Source organism: Rhodococcus sp. P4_B6 (genome assembly GCF_056402215.1).
The window spans coordinates 1-21,947 of sequence record NZ_JBFUHV010000004.1; the positions used below are offsets into that span (position 1 = coordinate 1).

Below are 21,947 nucleotides of genomic sequence, written 5' to 3' on the forward strand. Positions count from 1 at the left end.
GTGCCACCCGGGCGGTGGGGCGCATCAACAGCGCGCTGGACACCGACGTCGGTGTCGCGGCGCTGTTCGACGCACCCGTGGTGTCCGATCTCGCCGTCCGGATCGACTCGGAGATGATGACGAGTTCCGTCTCTCCGGCGCTCACCGCGAGGCCGCGGCCCGAGCGGATTCCGCTGTCCCTCGCGCAGCAACGGATGTGGTTCGTCAACCAGTTCGACACCGCCTCGGCGGCCTACAACATCCCGGTCGCGCTGCAACTGGACGGGGCGCTCGATCTGGGTGCACTGCAAGCGGCACTCGGCGACGTCCTGGAGCGACACGAATCGCTGCGCACCGTGTTTCCCGGTTCCGCGGACGGACCCCGGCAGATGATCGCCGATTCCGCGCTCGTCACCCCCGACCTCGATCCGATCCCGGTTTCCGAAGGAGCGCTCCGGGACTCCCTCGCCGCGCTCTTCGGCGTGGGATTCGATGTCACCGAGGACCTTCCGCTTCGCGTCCGGCTGTTGCGAGTCGCGCCCGAGCGGCACGTCCTCGCCCTCGTCGTGCACCACATCGCGGCCGATGGCTTCTCGATGGCCCCCCTGGCGCGGGACGTGATGCTCGCCTACACGGCGCGCGCGCAGCAGCAGGCACCCGGCTGGGTGCCGCTGCCCGTGCAGTACGCCGACTACAGCCTGTGGCAGCGCGAGGCTCTGGGCACCGACAAACATCCCGATTCGATGCTGTCCGGCCTGCTCGACTACTGGACCCGGACGTTGTCGGGCATCCCGGACGTGCTGCCGCTACCACTGGACCGGCCACGACCCACGCAGCGGTCCCTGGTCGGGGCGGTCGTTCCGTTCGACATCCCACCGGACGTCCACCAGGCCCTGGCCGACCTTGCACACCGGAGCAATTCGACGCTGTTCATGGTGGTGCACGCGGCCTTGGCCGTGCTGCTGACGAGGGTGTCGGGATCGGAAGATGTGGTGGTGGGAACCCCGATCGCGGGCCGTGGCCACGCCGCACTCGACGACGTCGTGGGGATGTTCGTCAACACGCTGGTACTCCGCACCCCGGTACCCGCGGGAACGTCGTTCGCCGAGTTGCTCACCGACGTGCGGTCGGTGGACCTCGGTGCGTTCGAGCACGCAGACCTGCCCTTCGAGCGGCTGGTCGACGAACTCGCACCCGAGCGGTCCACCGCGCACTCACCGCTGTTCCAGGTGTTGCTCGAATTCCAGAACGCCACCCGCACACACCTGGAACTGCCCGGGCTGACCGCCCGGTCGCTCGACGTCGACCTGGACGTCGCGAAATTCGATCTGCAGGTGAGCCTGGTGGAGTGCGTCGACGAGCAGGGCGTGCCCGTCGGGATCAGCGCCGGTGTCCGCTACGCGACGGACGTCTTCGATCGTGCGTCGGTGGAGGGTTTCGCGGAGCGCTTCGTGCGGGTGATCGAAGCCGTGACCACCGACTCGGCCGCACCCGTCGGGGACGTCGACATCCTGGATGCGCCCGAACGCGAACTCGTGCTCACCGCCGCGTATCGGCCGGGGACCGACGTCGCACCGCTGTCGCTGGTCGATCGGTTCGACCGGGCGGTGGCGTCCGACGGCGAGGCCGTCGCGGTGCGCTGCGAAGGCTCGTCGGCGACGTACCGGGAACTCGACGAGCGGGCCAACCGGCTCGCCCGACTGCTGGTGGCGCGGGGAGCCGGCGCGGAGACACTGGTGGCGGTGGGGATGACGCGGTCGATCGACCTCGTCGTGACGCTGGTGGCGGTGGTGAAGGCGGGCGCGGGCTACCTCCCGGTGGATGTGACCTCTCCTGCCGAACGGTTGGCCTTCCTGCTCGGCGACGCCCGGCCGAAGTGTGTGCTCACCACCACCGCGGACGCCGAGACCTTCCGAGGCTCCGGGGTGCCGGTGGTCGTGGTGGACGACCCCGCGACCGTGACTGCACTGCAGCAGCTGTCGCCCCTTCCGGTGACCGACGACGACCGCCGCACTCCGCTGCATCTGGACTCCGTGGCCTACGTGATCTACACCTCCGGTTCCACCGGGCAGCCGAAGGGCGTGCAGGTCTCGCACCGCAACGTCGTCACGCTGGTGGCAAACACGCAGACGCTGTTCGGATTCGGACCGGCCGACGTGTGGACCATGTTCCATTCCGCCGCATTCGACTTCTCGGTGTGGGAGATGTGGGGGGCACTTGCCCACGGCGGCCGGCTGGTGCTGGTGGACTACTTCACGGCGCGCTCACCCGAGATGTTCCTCGAACTTCTGCGCGAAGAACATGTCACGGTCGTCAATCAAACTCCCACCGCCTTCTACCAATTGGCGGAGGCGGATCGCCTCGCCGGCGGTCCCGCGCTGTCGCTGCGGTACATGATCTTCGGCGGGGAGGCCCTCGACTTCGGGCAACTGCGGCGCTGGTACGCCCGCCGGGGAGACACCGCGCCGGTCCTGGCGAACATGTACGGCATCACGGAAACGACCGTGCACGTCACCCACCTGCCGATCGACCGGGACCTCGTCGGGGACGCGTCCGGGTCTGTGATCGGCCGGGGTGTGCCCGGACTGCACGTGTACGTGCTCGACGGACGGCTCCACCCGGTGCCGCCGGGAGTGGCGGGGGAGATGTACGTCTCCGGGGCGCAGGTCTCGCGCGGCTACCTCGGCAGGCCCGCCCTCACGTCCGGCCGATTCGTTCCCGATCCGTTCGTGCCCGGGGCCCGGATGTACCGGTCCGGCGATCTGGGCAGGTGGAACGCGCACGGACAACTCGAGTACCTCGGCCGCAACGACCTCCAGGTGCAGGTGAAGGGCTATCGGATCGAACTCGGGGAGGTGGAGTCGGCCCTGCTCGCGATCGAGGGGGTGGCGCAGGCGGCGGTGACGGCGCGCGGCGACCGGTTGGTGGGGTACGTGGTGCCGGAGGCCGGCGTCGTGATCGACGCGGCCCTGATCGTCGACGCGGTCGCGGAGCGATTGGCCTCGCACATGGTGCCGGCCGCAGTGATGGTGCTCGATGCAATGCCGCTGACGGTGAATGGCAAACTCGATCGGAAAGCGCTGCCCGAACCGGACTTCGGGCAGCGAGTGACCGCGGGTCGCGGACCGGTCACCGAGACCGAACGGATCCTTGCCGGCCTGTTCGCGGAGGTCCTGGGCCTCGACTCGGTGGGTGTCGACGACTCGTTCTTCGCCCTCGGTGTCGACGACTCGTTCTTCGCCCTCGGTGGCGACTCGATCATGTCGATCCAGCTGGTTACCCGGGCCAAGGCTGCGGGGGTACTGATCTCGCCGCGGGACGTGTTCGAGCGCAAAACCGTTGCCGGGCTTGCCGCGACGGCCGGCACGGACGACGAGGCGGTGGTTCTCGACGAATTGCCCGGGGGCGGGATCGGCGAGATCGTGCTGACGCCGATCGTGCGGTGGATGCTTGCCAGGGGCGGGGATTTCCGCCGTTACGCGCAGTCCGTGCTGTTCACGCTCCCGGCGACGATGACCGAAGGCACCCTGACGCAGGCCCTGCAGGCCGTGCTGGACAGGCACGATGTCCTGCGGGCGCGGTTGTACCGCACGTCCAGCACCCAACCGGGATGGTCGATGGAGGTACAGGGGGAAGGGTCGGTGCGGGCGGCGACCGTGCTGCGCCGGGGCCGGGCGGACGAGATCGGCGCCGAATTCGACAGCGCTCTCGATCGGCTCGACCCGGAGTCGGGCGTGATGATACAGGCGGTCTGGTTCGACGAGGCCGAACGGCCGGGGCGCGTGCTGATCGTCGCGCATCACCTGGCGATGGATGGGGTGTCCTGGCGGATCCTGATCCCCGACCTCGCTGCGGCGTGCGCGCAACTGCAGTCCGGCAGCCCACCGGCGCTGGAGCGGCAGGGGACGTCGATGCGCAGGTGGGCGCACGGGCTCGCCGACGCCGCGCGTGAGCCCCGGCGCGCCGCCGAACTCGACGTGTGGCGCGCGATGCTGGACGCACCCGACCCGTTGCTGGGGTCGCGTCCGTTGACCGCGTCGGACACCGCCGCCACCGCCGCGGACCTCGCGGTGCGTGTTCCTGCCTCGCTGACCGAGACGTTGTCGACGACCGTGCCGCGGGCTTTCCACGGCAGCGTCGCCGATGCCCTGCTGACCGCGCTGACGATGGCGCTGACGCGATGGCGGCGACACCGCGGCATCGACCTTCCCGGCGCGCTGGTCGGGCTCGAAGGCCACGGTCGTGAAGAGCAGGTGGTGCCCGGCGCCGATCTCGCGCACACCATCGGCTGGTTCACCACGATCTTCCCGGTGCGACTCGATCTCGCCGGGGTCGACCTCGACGACGCGTTCGCCGCGGGTCCGTCCGCGGGAGCCGCTCTCAAGTCCGTGAAGGAGCAACTCCGCGCCGTTCCCGACCACGGCATCGGGTTCGGGCTTCTCCGGTACCTGAACGACGAGACGGCGCAGTCTCTTTCGCCGCTGCCGACTCCCCAGATCAGCTTCAACTACCACGGCAGAATGGGCGGAACCGCCACGGAGACCGCGGAGGGGTGGGTGCCGGTCGACGAACCCCGACTGCGCGAGAACCCGGCCGTCCCGGTCGCGGCCGTCGTCGACATCAATGCAATGACCGTCGACTCGGGCGACGGCCCCCGGCTGAGTTCCACGTGGACCTACCCGCCGGAGGTCGTCACCCGCGCGGAGATCGAGGAACTCGCGCAGCTGTGGCTGCAGGCCCTCGCCGCCCTCGGAACCCACGCGGAGTCGGGCGGCACCGGGTTCACGCCGTCGGACCTCGATCTCGTCGCACTGCGACAGGACGCGATCGAGTCGCTCGAAAGCCGTTGCCCGGACCTGACGGACGTATGGCCGTTGTCGCCGCTGCAGTCCGGCATGCTCTTCCACGCCGAACTCGCCGACGACTCCCTCGACGCCTACCTGGTGCAGGTGAGCCTCCAACTCGACGGCGCCGTGGATCCGCGTCGACTGCGCCGCGCGGCCGATGCGCTGCTGGCCCGGCACGACAACCTGCGCGCCGGCTTCCTCCGCGACGCCGAGGGCAACGCCGTACACGTGATCCGGCGACGGGTGCAGGCGCCCTGGCACGAGATCGACCTGACGGCTCTGGGCGTAGACGCCGCCGAGTCCGAGATCACGAGGTTGCTGGCCGAGGACCGGGTGCGCCCGTTCGACATGACGCGCGCCCCGCTGATCCGGTTCATGCTGATCGCGACCGGGCCGAACCGGTACCGGCTGGTGTCGACGAACCATCACATCCTGCTCGACGGCTGGTCGATGCCGTTGCTGATCCGGGAGTTGCTGACGCTGTACGCCACCGACGGGGACGCGTCGCCGCTACCTCGTGTGCGCGCATACCGCGACTACCTGGCGTGGATGACCCGCCGCGATCAGGACGCCTCCCGGGAAGTCTGGGCCCGGGCCCTCGCCGGCGTGGACGGGCCGACGTTGCTGGCCCGCTCGGATCCGGGACGACGGCTGTCCACGATGTCAGACGAGTTCGTGTTCGACCTCGACGAGGAGCGCACCGCCCTGTTGCGGGACGTCGCGCGTTCGCGAGGGCTGACCGTCAACACCCTCGTCCAGGTGGCGTGGGGGATCGTGCTGGGTGCGTTGACCGCCCGCGACGACGTGCTGTTCGGTGCCACCGTGTCGGGGCGGCCGCCCGAGTTGGCGGGTATCGAGACGATGGTCGGGCTGTTCATCAACACCCTGCCCGTCCGGATCAGGCTGCGCCCCGACGACACGGTGGGTGCCCTGCTGGAGCGCGTGCAGGCCGAGCAGGCGGCGCTGCTGGATCATCACTACCTGGGCCTGTCCGAGATTCAGGGCGCGGCGGGGCCGGAGGTCGGGTTCGACACGTTGACCGTGTTCGAGTCGTACCCCGTCGACCGCGCCGGGCTCACCACCGACACCGACATCGCAGGCCTGCGCGTCACCGGGGTGGACGCGCGGGACGCCGCCCACTACCCACTCAGCCTGGTGGCGTCGGTCGACGCCCGGCTGCACCTGAAATTCGAGTACCTCCCGGACGTGTTCGACGCAGACACCGTCGCCGACGTCGCCGGGCGGGTGCTCCGGGTGCTCGATGCCTGCACCCGTCCGGACCGGCCGCTGGCCGCACTGTCGCTGCTGACGGGCCGGGAGCGCGCCGAACTGGTGCCGGTCCGCGGCCGTCCGGGCGGATCGACCCGCACACTGCCGCACATCCTCGAGGAGGGCGCCGCGCTCGACGCGCACGCGGTCGCCCTGTCCTACGAGGACGTCGACGTGACGTACGGTGAGCTGGACGAGCAGTCGAACCGTCTGGCCCGCGCCCTCATCGCACGCGGGGCGGGCCCGGAAACGTTCGTGGCCATCGGGATTCCGCGGTCCCTCGACTCGGTGCTGTCGGTGTGGGCGGTGGCGAAGACCGGTGCGGCGTTCGTGCCGATCGACCCGAACTACCCCGACGAGCGCATCACCCACATGCTCGTCGATTCCGGAGTCACGCTCGGCCTGACCACGACCGGGCACCGAGACCGGCTCCCGGGGGACGCGCAGTGGCTGCTGCTCGACGAACCCGGCTTCGCGGTCGAATGCGCCGAGCGTCCGGGGGCACCCGTGACCGACGCCGACCGGAGCGGTCCGGTCACGCTGGACACCGCCGCGTACGCCGTCTACACGTCGGGGTCCACGGGCCTGCCGAAGGGTGTGGTGGTCACCCACCGCGGTCTGGACAATTTCGCCCGCGATCAACTCGAACGTTTCCGTGCGACACCGCAATCCCGGACACTGCACTTCTCCACGCCGAGCTTCGACGGGTCGGTCTTCGAGTATCTCCAGGCGTTCGGCGCCGGCGCGACGATGGTGATCGCGCCGCCCACCGTGTTCGGCGGCGACGAACTCGCGCGGCTGCTGGCCGACCGGAACGTCACCCACGCCTTCATCACCACGGCCGCGCTGGCGTCGCTCGACCCTGCCGGGCTGACGCACCTGACGGACCTGGTGTTCGGCGGGGAGGCGTGCCCACCCGAACTCGTCGCCCGCTGGGCGCCCGGCCGCCGCCTGTACAACGCGTACGGGCCGACCGAGACCACGATCATGTCCAACATCAGCGCACCGATGGTCCCGGGGGAACCGATCACCATCGGCGGGCCGATCCGCGGCGTGACGGAACTGGTGCTCGACACCCGGCTGCAACCGGTCCCCGTCGGTGTTGCCGGCGAGTTGTACCTCGCCGGGGCGGGTCTGGCCCGCGGCTACCACCGCAGGCAGGCACTGACCGCCGAACGGTTCGTCGCCGACCCGTTCCGGCCCGGTGAGCGGATGTACCGCACCGGCGACATCGTGCGGTGGACGCCGGACCACAGCATCGAGTACGTGGGCCGCACTGACTTCCAGGTCAAGGTCCGCGGCTTCCGCATCGAACTCGGCGAGATCGACGCCACGCTGATGTCGGAGCCGAACGTCGGATTCGCGGCCACGCTCGCGCACCGCGGGCCCGCGGGCGACACTCTGCTGGTGTCCTACGTCGTACCGTCGTCGGGCGGCTCCCTCGACACCGCCGAACTCACCCGGCACGTGGCGGACCGATTGCCGCCGCACATGGTGCCCACCTCGATCACGGTGCTGGAGCGCATTCCGCTGACGGCTGTCGGCAAGCTGGACCGCTCGGCGCTGCCGGAGCCCGACCTGCTGTCCGGGGCAGGGCACTACCGGGTCCCGGCCGGCCCGATCGAGGAAACGGTGGCGGGTGTCTTCGCGGACGTGCTCGCGCTGGGGCGGGTCGGCGCCGACGCCGATTTCTTCGACCTCGGCGGCAACTCCCTGAGCGCCACCCGGGTCACGGCGCGGTTGCGCGCGCTGCTCGGCACCGACTGTGGTGTGCGGGACCTGTTCGAGGCGCCCACGGTCGCGGCGCTGGCGGCCCGGATCGAGCAGTCCGGGGCGGAGACGGCCGGCCGCCCGGTACTCGGGGCCCGCACGCGGCCCGACGACATTCCGCTGTCGTTCGCGCAGCAGCGGATGTGGTTCGTCAACCAGCTCGACACCACCTCGGCCGCCTACAACATCCCGATCGTGGTGGTACTGAGTGGGGATCTCGATGTGGGAGCGCTGAACTCGGCGCTCACCGACGTCCTCGTCCGGCACGAGTCGCTGCGCACGATGTTCCCGGTCCGCGGGGACTGGCCGGTTCAGCAGATCCTGCCCGCCGCGGGTGCGGTGCCCCCGCTGGTCCCCGCCCCCGTCGCGGAAGAGCACCTGCGGGACGAGGTGTCCCGGCTCGTCTCGGCGGGTTTCGATGTGACCGTGGAGCTTCCGCTGCGGGCCGGGCTGTATTCGCTGAGCACTACCGAGCACGCCCTCGCCGTGGTGGTGCACCACATCTCGGCGGACGGGTTCTCGATGGGGCCGCTGGTGCGCGACGTGATGGCGGCGTACGGCGCCCGCGTGTCCGGCGGCGCGCCCGACTGGACACCGCTTCCGGTGCAGTACGCCGATTACGCCCTGTGGCAGCGGGAACTGCTCGGTTCGGACGACGACCCCGAGTCGCTGCTGTCGAGGCAGCTCGACTACTGGACGACCGCGCTGGCGGGTACCCCCGACCTCCTGGAACTGCCCACCGATCGGGATCGGCCGTCGCAGCAGTCCTTCCGCGGTGCGCGCATCCACTTCTCCGTCGACACCGACCTGCATCGACGCATCCGGGAGCTGTCTCGACGCCTCGGCTCCACCGAGTTCATGACCGTGCACGCCGCCCTGGCGGTGTTGCTCAGTCGGCTCGGCGGCACCGCGGACGTCGCCGTCGGCACCCCGATCGCCGGCCGGGGAGACCCCGCCGTCGACGGTCTGATCGGCATGTTCGTGGGCACGCTCGCGCTCCGCACCCGGGTGGACGCGGCCGCGTCGTTCACTGCCCTGGCCGCGCACTGCCGCGATGTCGACCTCGGGGCGTTCGCACATGCCGACGTTCCGTTCGAGCGGGTGGTGGACGCGGTCGGGCCGACCCGCTCGACGGCGTACGCGCCGCTCGTCCAGGTCTCGCTGGAATTTCAGAACAACGAGCGACCGGTCCTGACGCTGCCGGGGCTGGACGTCCGCGGCATCGACTCCGGGCTCGCCGTCGTCAAGGTGGATCTCGAATTCCTGCTGGCGGAGGAGTTCGACGCGGACGGTGCGCCGGCGGGGATGACCGGCGCCGTCGATTTCGCCACCGACCTCTTCGACGCAGGCACCGTCCGCGGGTTCGCCGACCGGTTCGTGCGGATCCTCGACGCCGTCACGGCGAACCCCGACCGGCCGGTCGGCGACCTCCCGCTGCTCGACGAGGCGGAGCTGAAGGCAATGGCGCCTGCCCGCGGCGAGCCGGACGTGCGAGCGCAGTTGTGGCCCGACCTGCTGACGGCGGCCGCCGCATTCGACCCCGATTCGGTGGCCCTGTCCTACGAGGACCGGCGGGTCAGGTACCGCGAACTCGACGAGTGGTCCAATCGGTGGGCGCGGGTCCTGCGCGGCCGTGGGGTGGGGCCGGAGACGTTCGTGGCCGTCGGAATGCCCCGCTCGATCGAGTCGGTGGTCGCGATCTGGTCGATCACCAAGGCCGGTGCGGCGTTCGTGCCCGTCGACCCCACGTATCCGCGCGAGCGCATCGACTACATGCTCACCGATTGCCGGGCCGCACTCGGCCTCACCGTGAGAAGTCGCCGCGGCGACCTGCCGGACACCGTCCCGTGGCTGATCCTCGACGACGAGGAGGCCGCTGCGCAGGTGGCAGCGGTGTCACCCGCACCGGTCACCGACGAGGATCGGACGAGTCCGTTGCACCTCGCGCACCCGGCCTATCTCATCTACACGTCGGGGTCGACCGGACGACCGAAGGGCGTCACCGTCACCCACCGGGGGATGGCCGACTTCACCGCGGAGACGCACGAACGGTTCCAGGTCACCCACGAGTCCCGGGTGTCGCAACTGGCGTCCCCGAGTTTCGACGCCTCCGTGTTCGAACTGATGATGGCGTTCAGCGCGTCGGCGCAGGTTGTGATCGTGCCGCCCGTCGTCCTCGGGGGCAGCGAGTTGGCGGACCTGTTCCGTCGCGAGCGCGTGACCCACGCGACCATCACCCCGACCGCGCTGGCGGCGCTCGACAACGACGGACTCGATTCGCTCCGCGTCCTCGACCTGGTGGGCGAGGCGTGCCCGCCGGAGGTGGTCGCGCGGTGGGCGCCGGGCCGGAGCCTGCACAGCGGGTACGGACCCACGGAGACCACCATCCAGGCGAGTGTCAGCGCCCCGATGCGTCCCGGCGAGGGTGTGAACATCGGTTCGCCCGCAGTGGGATTCGCGTTCCTCGTTCTCGACGAGCGGCTGCAGCCCGTGCCTGCCGGGGTGCCCGGCGAGTTGTACATCGGGGGGCCGGGCATGGCGCGCGGGTACCACGACCGGCCTGCGCTCACCTCGGAACGATTCGTGGCCTGCAATTTCGGGGAGCCGGGGTGCCGGATGTACCGGACCGGCGACGTGGTGCGCTGGAGACGTGACCACACCCTGGAGTACCTGGGCCGCAGCGACTTCCAGGTCAAGGTCCGTGGCTTCCGCATCGAACTCGGGGAGATCGACGCCGTGCTCGGCAGGCACCCGGCGGTGGCGTTCGCCGCCACCGTCGGTCACACCGGCCCGTCCGGCGACACCGTGCTCGCCTCGTATGTGCGGGTTCAGGACGGACAGGAGGTCGAGCCCGCCGGACTGCGCACCTACGCGTCCGAGCGCCTGCCCGCTCACATGGTGCCGTCCGCGGTGGTCGTACTCGATCGGATACCGATGACCCCGGTGGGCAAGCTCGACCGGAAGGCGTTGCCTGCCCCCGAGTTCGGTTCGACCGGCGCCGCGTTCCGGGCCCCGGCCACGGACACCGAACGCATCGTCGTGGACGTCTTCGCGTCGGTTCTCGGGGTGGACCGGGTGGGCACCGCCGACAGCTTCTTCGATCTCGGCGGAAACTCCCTCCTCGCCACTCGGATCGTCAGCGCACTGCAGGCCGAACTGGATCGGCGGGTTCCGCTGCAATGGATGTTCCTCGACCCGACCCCGGCGGGGATCGCAGGCCGACTCGACCTTCCGCACCGGAGCGCCGGTCTGGAAGAGGCGCTCGCCGTCGTGATTCCGCTGCGGGTGCAGGGCAGCGGCAGGCCGCTGTTCTGCGTGCATCCGGGAATCGGGCTGTCCTGGGGGTACGCCGGTCTGGTGCAGTACCTCCCGCCGGACCGGCCCGCGTACGGGCTGCAACTGCCCACGATCAGCGGCGGCGGCGACTACCGGACGATCGAGCAGCTGGCGCACCGCTACATCGAGGAGATGCGGGCCATCCAGCCCACCGGCCCGTACGACCTGCTCGGCTGGTCGCTCGGTGGCGTCATCGCGCACGCCATGGCCGTCGAACTGCAGACGGCGGGCGAGGAGGTCGGCACCCTGGCCGTCATGGACAGCTACCCCGTGGGTGGCGAGGAGCCGCCGTCCGGCAGGCTGGACGTCCGGGAACTCCTGCGTGGGCTGGGACTGCAGGCCGACCCGGACGCCGAGATGACCTACGAGCACGCGGCCCGGTTGATCGACGAGTCGTTCGGCGCCGAGACCGGCGTGCGGGGACGCGACCTCGAACGGATCTCCGCCGGCTACGAGAACTCCCGGTGGCTCGCGCATCACTTCGTGCCCCGGGCCTACGACGGGGACCTGCTCGTCTTCCACGCCACCCGCGACGGGGACGGGACCGGCCCTGCGCACTCGGCGGACGAATGGCGGCCGCTCGTCACCGGCCGGATCGACGAGCAGCCCGTGGACTGCGGGCACAACGCCATGATCGAGCCGCAGTCCCTCGCCGTCATCGGGCCGGTGCTCTCGCGCGTGCTCTCCGACCGCTCGTGACCCCGGTCAGGCGATGAGGAACGGGGTGAGTCCGCGAATCGGCCACTCGCCGTTGACATCCGACGCATCGCGCCCCTGCCGGACGAGGTAGTCGGCGAAGTCGCGCTGCCGTTCCGCGTGCCAATCGGCCTGATGGGTCATGATGTCGAGGGCCCGTAGATTCGGGAACTGCTGCGCCAGCGTCCGGGCGAGATGTGCGGCGGCGAGCGCGTCGGCCTCCGCCTCGTGAGCGTCCTCCAGCGCGATGCCGTAGTGCTCGCACACCGCGCCCAGGGTGCGCCTGCCCTTCCGGTACCGATCCATCTCGCGGTCGATGACGTAGGGGTCGACCACGGTGCCGGTGACGAGTTCGGGCAGCCCGAGCCGCAGACCCTCGGTGTGCATGACGGTCAGGTCGTAGGACGCGTTGAACGCGACGACGGCGTGGTCCAGGGTCCACGCGTCGTACAGGGCGTCGCGGATCTCGCCGTACCCGGTGGCGTAGTCCTGCCCGCGGGCCCGGGCGTACTCCGTGGAGATGCCGTGCACGTCCGTCGCGCCCTGCGGGATGGGAACCTCGGGGTCGAGCAACCAGGTGCGCGACTCGAAGTGGTGAGCGTCGACGACGGCGATGCACGCGGAGACGATGCGGGCGTCGGTGGGGTCGGGCCCCGTCGTCTCCAGATCGAACGCGCAGATCGGTCTGTCCGACCAGCTGGTCATGGGGGCCTCTCGGTGGTGATTCGGTGCGCGCCCAGTATCTGCCGAGGGAGGCGCCGGATCCGGGACCGACACGGCGGGGATCCCAGGTTGTCGTGGCCGGTCGCCGGGGGTATCGTGTCCTGCGGTCTGCAGTTCGCCGAGGTCGTGAACTGTGTTATCTCGAGAGAGCGTTCTTTCGAGGGAAGAGTGCGAGAGGGTAAGGAGGTGTGGCATCCGATGAGAAGCCAACCTCCCAGTACCAACTGAAACCGTTCCACCGGTAGGTGCGCGGTTTCACGGTCCGTGTTCCTCAGCGCCGTCCCGCGCTGCCCTTTTCCCTCGAAAGCCCCGTGCCATGCCTCAGTTGCGCCCGATCCGTTCCCTCCTGCCCAGCCGCTCCGCCGGTGTGTCCGACGCGAACGCCGGTCACGCCGTCACGCGGCGCCCCGTCGAGCCGACGCCGGCGGAGGAAACGGTGGTCAACAGCGCCGTCTACCGCGACGGCCGGAAGACGGCCACTCCGGCCACGCTGTCGGAGGCGCTCGCGAGCCTGCCGGATGCGGCGTCGATGGCGTGGATCGGGATGTACCGGCCCAACGACGCCCAGTTGTATGCGGCGGCAAAGCAATTCGACCTGCACGAGCTGGCCGTCGAGGACGCCATCGTCGCCCACCAGCGGCCCAAGCTGGAGCGTTACGGCAAGACGCTGTTCGTGGTGCTCCGCGCCGCGCGGTACTGCGACGAGACCGAGCGCGTCGAATTCGGTGAGCTGCACGTCTTCTGCGGTCCGACGTTCGTGCTCACGGTCCGGCACAGCGAATCCCCCGACCTGTCGGCGGTCCGCAGGCGGATGGAGAGCAACCCGGACCTGCTCCGGCTCGGACCCGAGGCCGTGCTCTACGCCATCCTCGACGCCGTGGTCGACGGGTACGCGCCGGTGGTGGCCGGGTTGCAGAACGACATCGACGAGATCGAGACCGAGGTGTTCAGCGGGGCGCCGGGCGTGTCGCGTCGCATCTACGAACTCACCCGTGAGGTCATCGAATTCCAGAGGGCCACACGGCCGCTGCTCGGAATGCTGCGGGGGTTGTCGCAGGGTTTCGAGAAGTACAACACCGACGAGGAGTTGCAGCGTTACCTGCGTGACGTCACCGACCACGCGACGGTCGTCGTGGAGCGGGCGGACGGGTTCCGTCAGTTGCTCGGCAACATCCTCACCGTCAACGCCACCCTGGTGTCGCAGGAGCAGAACGAGGAGATGCGCAACCTGACCCAGGCCAGTTACGCGCAGAACGAGGAGATCAAGAAGGTGTCGGCGTGGGCGGCGATCCTCTTCGCGCCCACTCTGATCGGAACCGTGTACGGCATGAACTTCGACCACATGCCCGAACTGCACTGGGCCGGCGGGTATCCGTTCGCGCTGTCGCTGATGATGCTCACCTGCGCCGGGCTGTACACGATCTTCAAACGCCGGGGCTGGTTGTGAGCGAGGCCGGCCGCGGGCGGGACCCGCGGCCGGCCTGCGCCCGCCGTCAGAGTTCGTCGACGCAGACGACGAACTTGCGTTCGGAGTATTCGTAGCCGTTGGACGACGTGCTGCACGAGTCCACGGACGTGGCGCCCTGCACGATCTCCGTCACTTTCACCCCGTCGACGGCCGTCGTGTCACCGCACTCGATGCGTGCGGGGTCCTCGCCACCGACGTCCATGCAGCCGCCGATCACCCAGTCCACGTCGAGGCAGATCGCGCCCTGCTCGATGCCGCCGAGGGTTTCGTAGTAGTACGAGTCGGCGTCGCTGATGCACTGGCTGTTCTTCGCGGCCTTCGCGATCACCTTGTAGTTCGAATCGGGGCTGCCGCACACCGCCTTGTCGATCTCGGCGTCGGTGACGGTGCCGCCGAGTTTCACGCACTCACCGATCGCGACCTCGAAGTCGACGTCGCCGCCCGAGTCCTCGCCTTCCTGTCCGTCGATCACGGTGGTCGACGAGGTGGCCGCGGAGGCACCCGACTCCGGCACCGCGGTGGGCGTCGTGTCCGAACCGCACCCTGCCACCAGAACTGCCGTCGCCGACAACGCGACGACCGCGGTACACACCCGCCGAACTAACCCTGTCATGTCTGACCCCTCCGTCGGGTGACGTCCCGCCACCCGTGCCTCTGAGATGACCGTTGCCACCTCGACCGTGTCCACCGCGATTGCCGTGTCGCGCATTATTTGATTACATCGCTGTCCGATTTGCCAATTGTGATGACAGTATGGACGGGTGGACCTCCCCGTGATGCCTCCGTTACAGCCGATGCTCGCGAAGGCTGCGTCGTCCGTTCCGGCGCAACCGGAGTCCGGGCCCGTCTGGTTGTACGAACCCAAATGGGACGGGTTCCGCACCCTCGTCTTCCGGGACGGCGACGAGGTGGTGCTCGGTTCCCGCGGCGGAAAAGACTTGGCCCGGTACTTTCCCGAACTCGTCCGCGCCGTGAAGGACGAACTGCCCGAGCGGTGCGTGGTGGACGGCGAACTCGTCGTCCCGCGCAACATCGACGGCCGCACCCGCCTCGACTGGGAGTCGTTGTCGGAGCGCATTCATCCCGCGGAGAGCCGGGTGACGATGCTGGCGGAGAAGACCCCGGCCCAGTTCGTCGCGTTCGATCTGCTGGCCCTCGGCGACCGCGACCTCAGCCGGGAGGACTTCTCGGTGCGCCGCGCGCAACTCGTCGACTCCGTCGGCGGCGGGTCCTCCTGCCACGTCACCGCGGCCACCGAATCCAGTGCGACGGCCACCGAGTGGTTCGAGGCGTTCGAGGGGGCCGGCCTCGACGGGGTGGTGGCGAAGAAGCTGGTGGGCCCGTACCTGCCGAACAAGCGGGAGATGGTGAAGGTGAAGCACGCCCGCACCGCCGACTGCGTCGTCATCGGATACCGGCCGCACAAGAGTCAGCCGGGGATCGGGTCCATGCTGCTCGGACTGTACGACGGCGAGCAGATGGCGATGGTCGGTGGGGCGTCGGCGTTCACGGCCGCGCGGCGGATCGAACTGCTCGCCGAACTCGACGAACTGCGCGTCGGCGACGACGTCGTCGCGGACGGGGCACCGACGCGGTGGCAGTCGGGCAACGACCGGACCTGGGTGCCGCTGCGCCCCGAACGCGTCGTCGAGGTGGCGTACGACCAGATGGAGGGTGCCCGGTTCCGGCACGCCGCGCGGTTCCTGCGCTGGCGCCCGGACCGGACGCCCGACGAGTGCACGTTCCAACAATTGGAGGTCCCGGTGCGATACGACCTTGCCGACGTCCTGGCCGGAGGTTCCTAGATGGCGAGTCCTGCCGAAGAACTCGACGTCGACGGCGTCGCCGTGCGGCTGTCGAGTCCCGACAAGATCTACTACCCGAAACTCGGTGCCGACGGCGGCACGAAGCGGCACCTGGTGGAGTACTACCGGACGGTGGCGCTGGGCGGTGCGCTGCTGGGCGCCCTGTTCGATCGGCCGACGCACCTGCAACGGTTCSCGGACGGGGTCGAGGGCGAGGAGATCTACCAGAAGCGGGTGCCCGCGAAGCGCCCCGACCACGTCGACTCGTGCGAGGTCACGTTCCCGTCCGGCCGCAAGGCGGACGTGCTCCGGGTGCGCAGCGCCGCGAACATCGTGTGGGCGGCGAACCTCGGCAACATCACGTTCCACCCGTGGGCGGTGCGGTGCCCCGACGTCGATCACCCCGACGAACTGCGCATCGACCTGGACCCGCAGCCGGGGACCGGATTCGACGACGCCCGGGCGGTCGCGCTGGACGTGCTCCGGCCGCTGCTGGACGAACTCGGTCTGATCGGCTACCCCAAGACCTCGGGCGGACGCGGCCTGCACGTGTATCTCCACATCGAGCCGCGCTGGGATTTCATCGAGGTGCGGCGCGCGGGCATCGCCCTGGCCCGGGAGATCGAGCGGCGCAGCGGCGACCGGGCCACCACGTCCTGGTGGAAGGAGGAACGCGGCGAACGCATCTTCCTCGACTTCAACCAGAACGCCCGGGACAAGACGATCGCATCCGCCTATTCGGCCCGCAAGACGCCGATCGCGACCGTGTCGACGCCGGTCACCTGGGAGGAACTCGTCGACGTCCACCCCGACGACTTCACCATCGCGACCGTGCCCGCGCTGCTCGAGAAACGTGGCGACCCGATGGCGACCATGGGTGACGTGGCGCAATCGCTCGACGTGCTGCTGGAGATGGCGGAACGGGACACCGCGAACGGTCTCGGCGATCTCCCGTACCCACCCAATTACCCCAAAATGCCGGGGGAACCCAAGCGGGTACAACCGAGTCGGGACCGAGACCGCAAATAGCCGGCGCTCACGTAGGCTCGGGACGGTCGGGTCGGGAACAATGTGAGGTCGCCATGGAACGTAAGACGGTTCGTACTGCCGGAATCGTCCTCGGTGTCGTCGCGACGGCATTCGGGACTCTGCTGATCGCGCCGGCCACCGCGTCGGCCGTCTCCCTCTCCTGTGTGTCACCACCGGGCAGGGGTCACACGACGGTCGTCGACCGCACCGCGTGCGGGGCCAATGCCGACACCAGCAGCAATTCGGCGGCCTTCGGCACCGACGGTGTCGGTTTCGCCGACGCGGCCCACGCGGGAGCGGCGCTCGGCGCCGGACTGGGCGGCGGTGTCGGCGCGGCAGAGGCACGCCGCGGTGTCGTCGCGGCGGTCGCGGTCGGGCCCGAGAGCGTCGCAATCGGAACGGTCGACAGCGTCGGCCCGGCGCTGGTGCTGAGCGGTCCCGGTGGGCAGGCGCTCGTCGCGGATCCGGCCAAAGGCGTGGTGTGCGCGGCCGGTCCCTCGCTGGCCATCAATTTCCTTGCAGGTCAAGCATGTCTGAGCGACGGCATAACTGTGTGGCGGCTTCCCTGAACGGCACCCCGGTCCGCGTCGTATGGTGACGGTAGTCACAATGGGCTGACGCACTGCCGTAGGACTTACGGCAGCGAGATCGGAGGTGGTCGATGACGACCAGCGTTCGAGTATCCCGGCCCGCGTCCGTGCCACGGACGGAACTGCACGTCGATCCGCGGTTCCTGCCGCTCGCCGACCGGTTCTTCGCGATGTACCGGCAACCTCAGCACGGCGGCGGGGCACTCACCGCGTACTTCCGGGGCGAGAAGGTCCTCGACATCTGGGCGGGCTGGGCAGACCGCGACCGCCGCTGGGACCGCGACACCGTCGCACTGTCGTTCTCGACCGGAAAAGGCGTGGCCAGCACGGTCGTCCACCGGCTCGCCGAACGCCGGCTGATCGACTACGACGCGCCCGTGGCATGCTACTGGCCCGAATTCGGTGCGGCAGGCAAGGGCGACATCACCGTCCGCGACGTCCTCACCCACCGGGCCGGACTGCACAAGGTCCGGGGGCTGATGCGGAGCCCGCTCGATCTCCTCGAATACGACGCCGTCGTGGAGGCCCTCGCGGCGGCCCCGGCGGATCCGCGCAGGCTGCGCGGCCCCGGGTATCACGCCGTCACCTACGGGTGGCTGGTGGCCGAGCTGATCGCCCGCGTCACCGGAAAACCGTTCGTCCAGGTCGTGCAGGACGAGATCGCGGGACCGCTCGGTGTCGACGACTTCTGGTATCAGGTTCCCGGACAGCACCGTCCACGGATCGCGAAGCTGTTCCCGCACATCAACCCGGCCGGACTCAACTGGGAGCTCACCTCGAATGTGCTCTCGCTCGTCGGCCCTACCCGCGGGCTGGCCGAGGCGGCGATGCCGCAGGGATTCGACGCGCTGGTGCGGAACCCGGCGGTGCACGACGCGGTGATGCCCGGCTGGAACGGTGTGTTCAGTGCGCGGGCGCTCGCGCGGATGTACGGCGCCATCGCGAACGGGGGCAGGCTGGACGGACGCCGGTTCCTGCGCAAGTCGACCATCGCGCGGATGTCGGAGGTGCAGACCCGCGACCGCGACTACGTCCTCGGTATCCGGCCGCTGTGGTCGCTCGGCTACCACCGGCCGATCCTCGCGTCCCGGGAACAACCACGGAACGCGATCGGGCACTACGGGGTCGGCGGGTCCGGCGCCTACGCGGACCTCGACAGCGGACTGTCGCTGGGGTTCGTCACCAACCGCCTCGGCAGTTCCCTCACGGCTCTCGGTGATCTTCGTCTGGCCCGGCTCGGTGTCGAGGCACAGGCGATCGTCCGGAACGGCAAGTAACCCACGAAAGGAATCCCGATGAGTGATCACGTGTACCGAGTTGTCGAGGTCGTCGGTTCGTCGAGCGACAGCACCGATCAGGCCATCAAGAACGCGATCGCGCGGACCAACGACACCGTGCGGAACGTCGAGTGGTTCGAGGTCGTCGAGACCAGGGGCCACGTCGAGAACGGCGCCATCGCGCACTACCAGGTCACGGTGAAGGTCGGATTCCGGGTCGAGCCGGGCGACGCGGTCTGACCTCGCACACGGTTCTCGCACAAAAGTGGAACACGTTATAGTCTGGGGTCATATCTCGACTTCGGACTGCGCGTACTCAGGTAGGGGAGAACCGTGGCATATGTGATCACGCAGCCGTGCTGCAACGACGCGTCGTGCGTCGACGTCTGTCCGGTCAACTGCATCCATCCCACACCGGACGAGAAGCCGTTCGCGAGCACGGAAATGCTGTACATCGACCCGGACACCTGCATCGACTGCGGGGCCTGCGTCGAGGAGTGCCCGGTGGAGGCCATCTACGCGGAGAACGACCTCGACGAGGTCGACGAGCCGTACCTCGACATCAACGCGCAGTACTACACCAAGCACCCGATCGGCCCCGACTGGCCCGAGCCGCTCAAGCTGCCGCAGATCGACGCAGCCCTCGGCACGCTCCACGTCGCGGTCGTCGGGTCGGGTCCGGCCGCCTGCTACGCCGCGATGGAACTGACCGCGAAGCCCCGCGTCGAGATCGACATCTTCGACCGTCTGCCCACCCCGTACGGGCTGGTGCGCGCAGGCGTCGCCCCGGATCATCCGGGCACCAAGGGCGTCACGGACCAGTTCCGCTCGGTCGTCGGCAAGCGGACGGTGCACTGCCACTTCAACGTGAACGTGGGCACGGACGTGACCCACGAGGAACTGCTCGCGCACCACCACGCCGTCATCTACGCGGTCGGTGCGGCAGGCGACCGCGAACTGGGCATTCCCGGCGAGAATCTCGCCGGCAGTCACGCCGCCACCGAGTTCGTGGCCTGGTACAACGGGCACCCCGACTACGCCGACCGCACGTTCGACCTGTCGGGGGAGCGGGCCGTCATCGTCGGCAACGGCAACGTGGCACTCGACGTGGCCCGCATCCTCGTCACCGACCCGGAGATCCTGGCCACGACGGATCTCGCCGACCACGCCCTCGAGGCGCTGCGGGCGAGCAACATCCGTGAGGTCGTCATCCTCGGCCGCCGGGGCCCCGCCCAGGCCGCCTACACCAACCCCGAACTCCTGGCGCTCGGGCGCATGCCGAACGTGGACGTCGTCGTCGACCCGGAGGAAGCCGTGCTCGACCCGGCGAGCCGCGCATTCGTCGACGGCGACGAAGCGGAGCCGTGGCAGCGCCACAAGGTGCGCCAGGTCGAGGAGTTCGCCCGGCGCACCGCCGACCCGGCCAAGAAGCGGATCGTGCTGCGCTTCCTGACCTCGCCCCTGGAAATTCTGGGCACCGACGCCGTCGAATCGGTGCGCATCGCGAAGAACGAGATGGTCGCGGACGCGTCCGGCAGGCTCAGCGCCAAACCGTCCGACGACACCTCGACGCTGGACACCGGCCTGGTGCTGCGCTCGATCGGCTACCGCGGGCAGCCGGTGGCCGGTATCCCGTTCGACGACCGGCGCGGCGTCATCCCCAACGAGAACGGCCGGGTGATCGATCCGGAGACCGGCGCACCGGTCCCCGGCGTGTACGTGGCCGGCTGGATCAAGCGCGGGCCGACGGGCGTGATCGGCACCAACAAGTACTGCTCCGCGGAGACGGTCAGGATGCTGATCGACGACTTCTCCGCCGGGCGGCTCGACGCGCCCGCCGACCGTGAGGCTCTCGACCGGCTGATCGCCGAGCGCGCGCCCGACGCGGTCGACTTCCAGGGCTGGCAGCGGATCGACAAGACCGAACGTGCCGGGGGCAGGGCGGCCGGCCGGCCGCGCACCAAGTTGATCACCATCGAGAGCATGCTCGCCGCCGCCCGCGCCGAGACCTGATCGTGAGCGCTTCTTGACCACTCGGTGACACCGACCGCCCGCAGGCCGCGGAGCGGCAACGATTGCGGGCAAATTGCTCGCGGCCGGATGATGTGTGTTAATGGCAGTGCGCGATTGATAGGTCCGTCGGGGACGCGCGTTGTACACGTCGTCGAACGAGAGTGGTCATATGGGCAAGTCAGGAATCGGTTCTTCCAGGAACAAGCACTGGTCGTCACGGGTCGCTGTCGCACTGACCGGGGCCGTCGTCTCCGGAACTGCGCTGGTCGGGGCCGCACAGGCCGCGCCGCTCTTTCCCGGTGGACCGGAGATTCCGAGTCTTCCCACCCTGCCCGGTCTGCCCGGCGCGCCGCAGCTCCCGCTGCCCGAACCGGCGCCGGCGCCTGCGAACTTCTCGGCCCCGTCCCTCAACCCGGGTGCGGGCGAGGTCGTGGGTGTCGCGCAACCGGTGATCATCCGCTTCAACGAGGCCATCGGCGACCGCGCCGCCGCCGAGAAGGCCATCAAGGTCACCACCAGCCAGCCGGTCGAGGGTGGCTTCTACTGGATCAACGACAGCCAGGTGCGCTGGAAGCCCACCGAGTTCTGGCCCGCGAACACCGAGGTCACCGTGGACGCCGGCGACGCGCACTCCACGTTCACCATCGGTGACGCGTTCGTCGCGACCGCCGACGACAACACCAAGCAGATCACCGTCACCCGCAACGGCGAGGTGGTCAAGACCATGCCGACGTCGATGGGCAAGGTTGATCACGAGACGCCGAACGGCACGTACATCATCGGCGACAAGTTCCGTGACATGTACATGGACTCCTCCACGTACGGGGTCCCGGTCGACTCCGCCGAGGGCTACCGCACGTACGTCGAGTACGCCACCCGCATGTCGTACAGCGGCATCTTCGTCCACGCCGCGCCGTGGTCGGTGAACGCCCAGGGCAACACGAACGTCAGCCACGGCTGCCTCAACGTCAGCACCGAGGACGCCAAGTGGTTCTACGAGAACTCGAAGAAGGGTGACGCCGTCGTCGTGCAGAACACCGCGGGCGGCGTGCTGAACGGCTCCGACGGTCTCGGTGACTGGAACCGCTGACCCTGCTCCGACCAGTTCTTCCCGTAGCCCGCACAGTTCAATGTGCGGGCTACGG

11 protein-coding genes are annotated in these 21,947 nt (G+C 69.4%); 9 read left to right on the forward strand and 2 right to left on the reverse strand.

The features are described 5' to 3' along the window. Positions 1-11,900 (forward strand): amino acid adenylation domain-containing protein (locus tag AC1DWT_RS02530; RefSeq protein WP_477919576.1); only part of this gene is annotated, 11,900 nt, incomplete at its 5' end. Between the two features lie 6 nt (positions 11,901-11,906). Here AC1DWT_RS02530 and AC1DWT_RS02535 read toward each other — a convergent pair. Beyond that, on the reverse strand, positions 11,907-12,602 hold the full coding sequence (locus AC1DWT_RS02535; protein WP_206014876.1) for a 3'-5' exonuclease: 696 nt from the start codon (positions 12,600-12,602) through the stop codon (positions 11,907-11,909). A 334-nt stretch (positions 12,603-12,936) separates the two neighbouring features. Here AC1DWT_RS02535 and AC1DWT_RS02540 point away from each other — a divergent pair, with 334 nt between their 5' ends. Next, positions 12,937-14,067, forward strand: coding sequence for a magnesium and cobalt transport protein CorA (locus tag AC1DWT_RS02540; protein ID WP_072950396.1), 1,131 nt, complete (start codon positions 12,937-12,939; stop codon positions 14,065-14,067). A 46-nt stretch (positions 14,068-14,113) separates the two neighbouring features. On the opposite strand, the gene lppU is transcribed toward AC1DWT_RS02540, so the two are convergent. Continuing rightward, positions 14,114-14,701, reverse strand: coding sequence for an LppU family putative lipoprotein (gene lppU / locus AC1DWT_RS02545; RefSeq protein WP_072950415.1), 588 nt, complete (start codon positions 14,699-14,701; stop codon positions 14,114-14,116). Between the two features lie 148 nt (positions 14,702-14,849). Between lppU and AC1DWT_RS02550 the strand changes: the two genes are divergently transcribed. The 7 genes from AC1DWT_RS02550 to AC1DWT_RS02580 all read left to right on the forward strand — a co-directional run bounded on the left by AC1DWT_RS02550 (position 14,850) and on the right by AC1DWT_RS02580 (position 21,892). Further along, positions 14,850-15,893, forward strand: a complete 1,044-nt coding sequence (locus tag AC1DWT_RS02550) for an ATP-dependent DNA ligase (protein WP_072950399.1) — start codon at positions 14,850-14,852, stop codon at positions 15,891-15,893. Beyond that, positions 15,894-16,922 (forward strand): DNA polymerase domain-containing protein, encoded by a 1,029-nt coding sequence (locus AC1DWT_RS02555; protein ID WP_477919577.1) that lies wholly within the window; start codon positions 15,894-15,896, stop codon positions 16,920-16,922. 53 nt (positions 16,923-16,975) lie between these two features. Then, positions 16,976-17,491, forward strand: a complete 516-nt coding sequence (locus tag AC1DWT_RS02560; protein WP_072950403.1) for a DUF6764 family protein — start codon at positions 16,976-16,978, stop codon at positions 17,489-17,491. 92 nt (positions 17,492-17,583) lie between these two features. After that, the gene (locus AC1DWT_RS02565; protein ID WP_477919578.1) at positions 17,584-18,789 is read left to right on the forward strand and encodes a serine hydrolase domain-containing protein; all 1,206 of its coding nucleotides are present in this window, start codon (positions 17,584-17,586) and stop codon (positions 18,787-18,789) included. Between the two features lie 18 nt (positions 18,790-18,807). Beyond that, positions 18,808-19,029: a dodecin gene (locus AC1DWT_RS02570; protein WP_072950405.1), complete on the forward strand. Its 222-nt coding sequence runs from the start codon at positions 18,808-18,810 to the stop codon at positions 19,027-19,029. Between the two features lie 93 nt (positions 19,030-19,122). Next, positions 19,123-20,802, forward strand: a complete 1,680-nt coding sequence (locus AC1DWT_RS02575; protein WP_477919580.1) for an FAD-dependent oxidoreductase — start codon at positions 19,123-19,125, stop codon at positions 20,800-20,802. A gap of 169 nt (positions 20,803-20,971) precedes the next feature. Beyond that, positions 20,972-21,892: a L,D-transpeptidase gene (locus AC1DWT_RS02580; protein ID WP_477919582.1), complete on the forward strand. Its 921-nt coding sequence runs from the start codon at positions 20,972-20,974 to the stop codon at positions 21,890-21,892. Positions 21,893-21,947: the final 55 nt, after the last annotated feature.

Coding starts and splice junctions, on each gene's coding strand:
- AC1DWT_RS02535 (WP_206014876.1), bottom strand. CDS start 12,602: ATGACCAGCTGGTCGGACAGACCGATCTGCGCGTTCGATCTGGAGACG.
- AC1DWT_RS02540 (WP_072950396.1), top strand. CDS start 12,937: ATGCCTCAGTTGCGCCCGATCCGTTCCCTCCTGCCCAGCCGCTCCGCC.
- lppU (WP_072950415.1), bottom strand. CDS start 14,701: ATGACAGGGTTAGTTCGGCGGGTGTGTACCGCGGTCGTCGCGTTGTCG.
- AC1DWT_RS02560 (WP_072950403.1), top strand. CDS start 16,976: ATGGAACGTAAGACGGTTCGTACTGCCGGAATCGTCCTCGGTGTCGTC.
- AC1DWT_RS02565 (WP_477919578.1), top strand. CDS start 17,584: ATGACGACCAGCGTTCGAGTATCCCGGCCCGCGTCCGTGCCACGGACG.
- AC1DWT_RS02570 (WP_072950405.1), top strand. CDS start 18,808: ATGAGTGATCACGTGTACCGAGTTGTCGAGGTCGTCGGTTCGTCGAGC.
- AC1DWT_RS02580 (WP_477919582.1), top strand. CDS start 20,972: ATGGGCAAGTCAGGAATCGGTTCTTCCAGGAACAAGCACTGGTCGTCA.